A 6,535-nucleotide genomic window follows, 5' to 3' on the forward strand; every position below is an offset into this window, starting at 1 on the left:
GGGCTGCGCCTACCGGTGCACAGACGAAACCGAGACTGCAAGGGGAGACAACACGCTCATGAGCGATGTTCTGGAGCTGGTGGACGTATCCGTGGTCCGCGAGGGCCGGGCTCTGGTGGACCAGGTCTCCTGGTCGGTGAAGGAGGGCGAGCGCTGGGTGATCCTCGGCCCCAACGGCGCCGGCAAGACCACGCTGCTGAACCTCGCCTCCAGCTACCTCTTCCCCACCAAGGGCTCCGCCACCATCCTCGGCAGCACCCTCGGCAAGCCCGGCAGCGACGTCTTCGAGCTGCGCCCGCGCATCGGCGTCGCCGGCATCGCGCTCGCCGACAAGCTCCCCAAGCGCCAGACCGTCCTGGAGACCGTCCTCACCGCTGCCTACGGCATGACGGCGACCTGGCAGGAAGAGTACGAGGAGATCGACGAGCAGCGCGCCCGCGCCTTCCTCGACCGCCTCGGCATGACCGAGTACCTCGACCGGAAGTTCGGCACCCTCTCCGAGGGCGAGCGCAAGCGCACCCTGATCGCCCGCGCCCTGATGACCGACCCCGAGCTGCTCCTCCTCGACGAGCCCGCCGCCGGCCTGGACCTCGGCGGCCGCGAGGACCTCGTACGCCGCCTGGGCCGCCTCGCCCGCGACCCGCTCGCGCCGTCCATGGCGATGGTCACGCACCACGTCGAGGAGATCGCCCCCGGCTTCACCCACGTCCTGATGATCCGCCAGGGCAAGGTCGTCACCGCGGGCCCGATCGACCTCGAGCTGACCTCCCGCAACCTCTCGCTCTGCTTCGGCCTCCCGCTCGTCGTCGAGCGCAACGACCACGACCGCTGGACCGCCCAGGGCCTTCCGCTGCGCTAGTAGCGGCGGGCACCGCCGGTACGGGCGCCGTCGCACCCTGTCCCGACCGCGCCCGCCCGACCTACCATGACCATGTGAACATCGACGCGTGGCTGTGGTGGCTCATCGGCGCGGTCGGACTGGGCATCCCGCTCGTCCTGACGGCGATGCCGGAGTTCGGCATGTTCGCCGTCGGCGCGGTCGCGGCCGCCGTCACGGCGGCGTTCGGCGGGGGAGTCGTCGCCCAAGTCCTGGTCTTCGTCGTCGTGTCGGTGGCACTCATCGCCGTCGTCCGCTCGATCGCCAACCACCACCGCGAGCAGCGGCCCCAACACCGCACCGGAATCGACGCATTGAAGGGCAGAAGCGCGCTCGTCCTCGAACGCGTCGACGGCAGCGGAGGCCGGATCAAACTCGCCGGCGAGATCTGGTCCGCCCGCACCCTCGACGCGGACAGCAGCTTCGAACCGGGCCAGCAGGTGGACGTCGTGGAGATCGACGGAGCCACCGCGGTCGTGATGTGAGCTTGTGAGCCAAGGAGCCGACCCGCGGCGGCGAGGTCTGCGAGACTCGCCCAACGGGGCAGCACAGACAGCCGGAAGGGCACGGGGAACCGCATGCAACCGATCATCATCGTCCTGATCATTCTGGTGGTTCTGGTCTTCATCGCACTGGTCAAGACGATCCAGGTGATCCCGCAGGCCAGCGCCGCCATCGTCGAACGCTTCGGCCGCTACACGCGCACCCTCAACGCGGGCCTCAACATCGTCGTCCCGTTCATCGACTCGATCCGCAACCGCATCGACCTGCGCGAGCAGGTCGTGCCGTTCCCGCCGCAGCCGGTCATCACCCAGGACAACCTGGTCGTCAACATCGACACGGTCATCTACTACCAGGTGACCGACGCCCGCGCCGCGACGTACGAGGTCGCCAGCTACATCCAGGCCATCGAGCAGCTCACCGTCACCACCCTGCGCAACATCATCGGCGGCATGGACCTCGAGCGGACCCTGACCTCCCGCGAGGAGATCAACGCGGCCCTGCGCGGAGTCCTCGACGAGGCCACCGGCAAGTGGGGCATCCGCGTCAACCGCGTCGAGCTCAAGGCGATCGAGCCGCCGACCTCCATCCAGGACTCGATGGAGAAGCAGATGCGCGCCGACCGGGACAAGCGCGCCGCGATCCTCCAGGCCGAAGGCGTCCGGCAGTCCGAGATCCTGCGCGCCGAGGGTGAGAAGCAGTCCTCCATCCTGCGCGCCGAGGGTGAGGCCAAGGCCGCGGCCCTGCGCGCCGAGGGCGAGGCGCAGGCCATCCGTACGGTCTTCGAGTCCATCCACGCCGGCGACGCCGACCAGAAGCTCCTCGCCTACCAGTACCTCCAGATGCTCCCGAAGATCGCCGAAGGCGACGCCAACAAGCTCTGGATCGTGCCCAGCGAGATCGGAGACGCGCTCAAGGGCCTCTCGGGAGCCATGGGCAACTTCGGCCCCATGGGCGGCGGTTCCGGCTTCAACCCGCAGAACTCCGGCAAGTCCGCCGGAGTCGACGGGAACGGTGCCGGCAACGGTGCGAACGGCACGGACCGGCGCGAGCAGCCCCCGATCGACTGACCCCCGCCCGCCCCGGACCGGCATCCCCTCCTGCATGATCAGTGAGGCCCCTCGACCTTCATGGCGGGGAGGCGACTCACTCATGCAAAGGGGATGGCCCAGTCCATGTCCATGTCCATCTGGGAATCAGTGGCGGTGTTCGCGGCAGGCATCGGCGCCGGCACCATCAACACCATCGTCGGCTCCGGCACGCTCATCACCTTCCCGGTGCTGCTCGCCACCGGACTCCCGCCCGTCACCGCCAACGTGTCCAACACCCTCGGCCTGGTGCCCGGTTCCATCAGCGGAGCCATCGGCTACCGCAAGGAGCTCCAGGGCCAGCGCCGCCGCATCATCCGGCTCGGCGCCGTCTCCCTCGTCGGGGGACTCGCGGGCGCCGTCCTGCTCCTCACCCTGCCGTCGGACTCCTTCGACACGATCGTGCCCGTCCTCATCGGACTCGCCCTCGTGCTCGTCATCCTCCAGCCCCGGCTCGCCGCGGCCCTGCGCAGGCGCCAGGAAGCCGCCGGAGGAGACACCGGACACCCCGACGGCGGCCCCGCCCTGCTCACCGGAATGCTGCTCTCCAGCATGTACGGGGGCTACTTCGGCGCCGCGCAAGGCGTGCTCTACATCGGCCTGATGGGCCTGCTGCTCCACGAGGACCTGCAGCGCATCAACGCCGTCAAGAACGTCATCGCCGCCCTGGTGAACGGCATCGCGGCCGTCTTCTTCCTCTTCGTCGCCGACTTCGACTGGACGGCCGTGCTGCTGATCGCCGTCGGTTCCACCCTCGGCGGCCAGATCGGCGCCAAGGTCGGCCGCCGCCTGTCGCCGACCGTGCTCCGCGCGGTCATCGTGACGGTCGGCGTCATCGCGATCGTCCAGCTGCTGCTGCGCTGAGCGACGTAGCGGAATTACGTCGCCCAGCGCACCGGCGATCATGCGGCGGGACCAGCCGGACCGGCCTGACTAGGCGGAACGCTCCAGCCAGTCAGGGAGCGCATCGCGGCCCCCCACCCCCAGGGCCAGCAGCATGGCGTCCGCCGGAGACGGTACGAAGGGCTTCCGGAGGAGCGGCATTCCCGCCTCCTCCGGAGTCCGGGCCGCCTTGCGGTGATTGTCCTCGGCGCAGGACGCCACCGTGTTCAGCCACGTGTCCCCACCGCCCTGGGCGCGGGGCAGTACGTGGTCCACGGTCGTCGCGCGCTTCCCGCAGTACGCGCACCGGTGCTGGTCCCGGACCAGCACCCCCCTCCGTGACCAGGGGGCATGTCTTCGGAACGGCACCCGTACGTACCGGCACAACCTGATCACCCGGGGCAGCGGAAGATCCATGGAGGCACCGCGCACACGCAGTTCCGGATGCGACTGCTCGACGACGGCCTTGTCCTGGAGCACCAGGACCACAGCCCGGTTCAGCGTCACCGTCGACAGCGGCTCGAAGCTCGCATTCAGCACCAGCGTGTCCCGCATCTCGCCCACCTCCCGTGTGCAGGCCCGCAACCACCCTGGCGGCAGGGCCCGCAACCACTCTGGCCGCGCGCGCCACGCGGGACAACGCAATAAAAATGCCCGGTCCTGGTCGTCTTTAGACCAGGACCGGGCAAACGCACGGCGAACGATCAGCTCGCGGGGGCCTCGTACTCACCGATCAACTGCGCCCGCCCCAACGAGTGGAAACGCAGATTGAATCCGACGGCCGCCGGAGTGGCGTCAGCCCCGGGGCCCAGCTTCTCCTGGTCCACCGCATACACGGTGAACACGTACCGGTGCCGTTCCCCGGCCGGCGGAGCAGCCCCGCCGAAGTCCCTCGTGCCGTAGTCGTTCCGTACGTGCACGGCCCCGGCGGGCAGCCCCTCGAACTTCCCGCTCCCCGCCCCGGCCGGCAGCTCGGTGACCGACGCAGGCAGATCGAAGAGCACCCAGTGCCAGAACCCGCTGCCCGTCGGGGCGTCCGGGTCGAAGCACGTCACCGCGAAACTCTTCGTCCCCTCCGGGAACCCCTCCCACCGCAGATGCGGCGAGAGGTTCCCGCCCTTCAGGACCTGGGCATCGCCAAGGTCCGCACCGGGCTCGAGGTCCACGCTCTCCACGGAGAACGCGTGCACCTGAGGGTGGAAGTCGTGCGGAAGGGGTGCCCTGTTCTGCTCGGCCACTGCTGAACCTCCTGATCGCGAACCGGTACCGAACCAGTACCGGGCCCGAGCCTAGAACCAGTTGCGCTGCGAACCCACGGACGCGATCCACTGGTTGAGGTAAGCAGCCCAGTCGGTCTCCTGGTACGACTGCAGACCCACCTGGAAGCAGCGGTACGTGTCACTGCCCTCGGAGAACAGCCCGGACTTCTTGTCCATCTCCAGCACGACGTCCATCTCGCGGCCGTCCGAGACGAAGGTCAGCTCGACCTGGTTCAGCCCGCGGTACTGCGACGGCGGCAGGAACTCGATCTCCTGGTAGAACGGCAGCGTCTGGCGCGTCCCGCGGATGTGCCCGCGCTCCATGTCCGCACTGCGGAAGCCGAAGCCGAGCTGACGGAAGGCGTCGAGGATCGCCTGCTGCGCCGGCACCGGGTGCACGTTGATCGGGTCGAGGTCGCCGGCGTCCACCGCACGCGCGATCTCCAGCTCGGTGCTGACCCCGATGTTCATCCCGTGCAGGTGCTGACCCCCGAAGTGGGTGATCGGCGTCTCCCACGGGATCTCCAGCCCGAACGGCACCACGTGCAGGGCGCCCGCCTGCACCTGGAAGGCACCGCCGAGGCGCTGCTTGGTGAAGACGATGTCCTGCTTGTACTCCTGGTCGCCGCCCTCCACCTCGACCCGCGCCTGCAGGCCGACGGACAGGCCCTCGATCTGCTGCTCGACGGACCCGCCCTGGATGCGGACCTCGCCCTGGACGATCCCGCCCGGCACCACGTTCGGCTCGGTGATGATCGTGTCCACCGAAGCACCGCCGGCACCCAGCGCCGCGAACAGCTTCTTGAACCCCATGCTCTGACTCCCCTTGAAGGCTCGTGCGACTACCGCTTACGAGTACACACTGACAAACGCGGAACCTTAGGCCCCGGTTGCAGGTGTGCGCGTTCCACTACGCTCGAGCGGATGAGCGCGCGCCCCGACCGTACGCCCCTGGCCCGGTCCTTCTTCGACCGGCCGGTCCTCACGGTGGCCCCGGATCTCCTCGGCCGTGTACTGGTCCGGCGTACACCCGAAGGCCCCCTCGAGCTCCGCATCACGGAGGTGGAGGCGTACGAGGGCGAAGCCGACCCGGGCTCCCACGCCTACCGGGGCCGCACCCGGCGCAACGCATCGATGTTCGGTCCGCCCGGACACGCGTACGTCTACTTCATCTACGGGATGTGGTTCAGCCTCAACCTGGTGTGCGGCCCACGGGACCACGCGAGCGGGGTCCTGCTGCGCGCGGGTGAGATCACCGTGGGTGCAGACCTGGCCCGCAAACGTCGACTTTCAGCCAGAAGCGACAAGGAACTGGCCAAAGGCCCGGCTCGGCTGGCCACGGCCCTGGCGGTGGACCGCTCCCTGGACGGCGCCGACCTCTGTGCCGGTCCGGAATCCCCCCTGGCACTCCTGACGGGCACTGCCACCTCACCCGACCTGGTGAGCAACGGTCCCCGCACGGGGGTCGGCGGCGCCGGCGCGGGCCACCCCTACCGCTATTGGATCACCCACGACCCGACGGTGAGCCCGTATCGCGCCCACGCGCCACGCCGCCGCTCAACTTGACTCGCCCTTGGCGGACGCCTAACGTAGCCCGAGCCGCTTGAACGGGGCACTGCTATCAGCAGACCCCCGGAGCGGCCAACCCACTACCTACGACGTACCCCTGACGGGGTCGATTTCGGCATGCCCGAATTCGAATCCGTTGGCTCGATTATGAGTCGCAAGGGATAAGCGCTAAAGTGGTGGAACGCCGAAAGGCAAAGGCCCCCAACGGCCACCGGAATTCAAATCCAAGTTCGGAAACGACAACGGAAATGATCTGGTAGAGTTGGAAACGAAGAACGAAGCCCGGAGGAAAGCCCCAGTAAGTGTTACTGAGGGTGAGTACAAAGGAAGCGTCCGTTCCTTGAGAACTCAACAGCGTG

Annotated in this window: 9 protein-coding genes; 5 read left to right on the forward strand and 4 right to left on the reverse strand. The window is 68.5% G+C overall.

The features are described 5' to 3' along the window. The first annotated feature begins 58 nt into the window (after window positions 1–58). The 4 genes from ACZ5WG_RS27730 (at window position 59) to ACZ5WG_RS27745 (ending at window position 3,330) form a co-directional block, all read left to right on the forward strand. A complete protein-coding gene (locus ACZ5WG_RS27730) occupies window positions 59–859 on the forward strand; it encodes an ABC transporter ATP-binding protein (protein ID WP_468726643.1) in 801 nt (266 codons plus the stop codon). 74 nt (window positions 860–933) lie between these two features. Then, complete coding sequence (locus ACZ5WG_RS27735) at window positions 934–1,362, forward strand: NfeD family protein (protein WP_468726645.1); 429 nt, start codon at window positions 934–936, stop codon at window positions 1,360–1,362. Window positions 1,363–1,455: 93 nt separating this feature from the next. Continuing rightward, window positions 1,456–2,448 (forward strand): SPFH domain-containing protein, encoded by a 993-nt coding sequence (locus ACZ5WG_RS27740; RefSeq protein WP_468726646.1) that lies wholly within the window; start codon window positions 1,456–1,458, stop codon window positions 2,446–2,448. A gap of 105 nt (window positions 2,449–2,553) precedes the next feature. Continuing rightward, window positions 2,554–3,330 (forward strand): sulfite exporter TauE/SafE family protein, encoded by a 777-nt coding sequence (locus ACZ5WG_RS27745; protein WP_468726647.1) that lies wholly within the window; start codon window positions 2,554–2,556, stop codon window positions 3,328–3,330. 69 nt (window positions 3,331–3,399) lie between these two features. Here ACZ5WG_RS27745 and ACZ5WG_RS27750 read toward each other — a convergent pair whose 3' ends face one another. The 3 genes from ACZ5WG_RS27750 to ACZ5WG_RS27760 all read right to left on the reverse strand — a co-directional run bounded on the left by ACZ5WG_RS27750 (window position 3,400) and on the right by ACZ5WG_RS27760 (window position 5,420). After that, entirely contained in the window at window positions 3,400–3,903 is a 504-nt protein-coding gene (locus ACZ5WG_RS27750) for an HNH endonuclease (RefSeq protein WP_266630572.1), read from the reverse strand. Window positions 3,904–4,052: 149 nt separating this feature from the next. Continuing rightward, on the reverse strand, window positions 4,053–4,586 hold the full coding sequence (locus ACZ5WG_RS27755; protein ID WP_468726649.1) for a YbhB/YbcL family Raf kinase inhibitor-like protein: 534 nt from the start codon (window positions 4,584–4,586) through the stop codon (window positions 4,053–4,055). A gap of 51 nt (window positions 4,587–4,637) precedes the next feature. After that, window positions 4,638–5,420, reverse strand: coding sequence for a sporulation protein (locus tag ACZ5WG_RS27760; protein ID WP_468726650.1), 783 nt, complete (start codon window positions 5,418–5,420; stop codon window positions 4,638–4,640). A 111-nt stretch (window positions 5,421–5,531) separates the two neighbouring features. Here ACZ5WG_RS27760 and ACZ5WG_RS27765 point away from each other — a divergent pair, with 111 nt between their 5' ends. After that, window positions 5,532–6,173: a DNA-3-methyladenine glycosylase gene (locus ACZ5WG_RS27765; RefSeq protein ID WP_468726652.1), complete on the forward strand. Its 642-nt coding sequence runs from the start codon at window positions 5,532–5,534 to the stop codon at window positions 6,171–6,173. A gap of 148 nt (window positions 6,174–6,321) precedes the next feature. Here the strand turns inward: ACZ5WG_RS27765 and ACZ5WG_RS27770 are convergent. Next, on the reverse strand, window positions 6,322–6,535 hold a 214-nt coding region (locus ACZ5WG_RS27770), incomplete at its 5' end, for a hypothetical protein (RefSeq protein ID WP_468726653.1).

This window comes from Streptomyces sp. NPDC032745 (assembly GCF_055579465.1).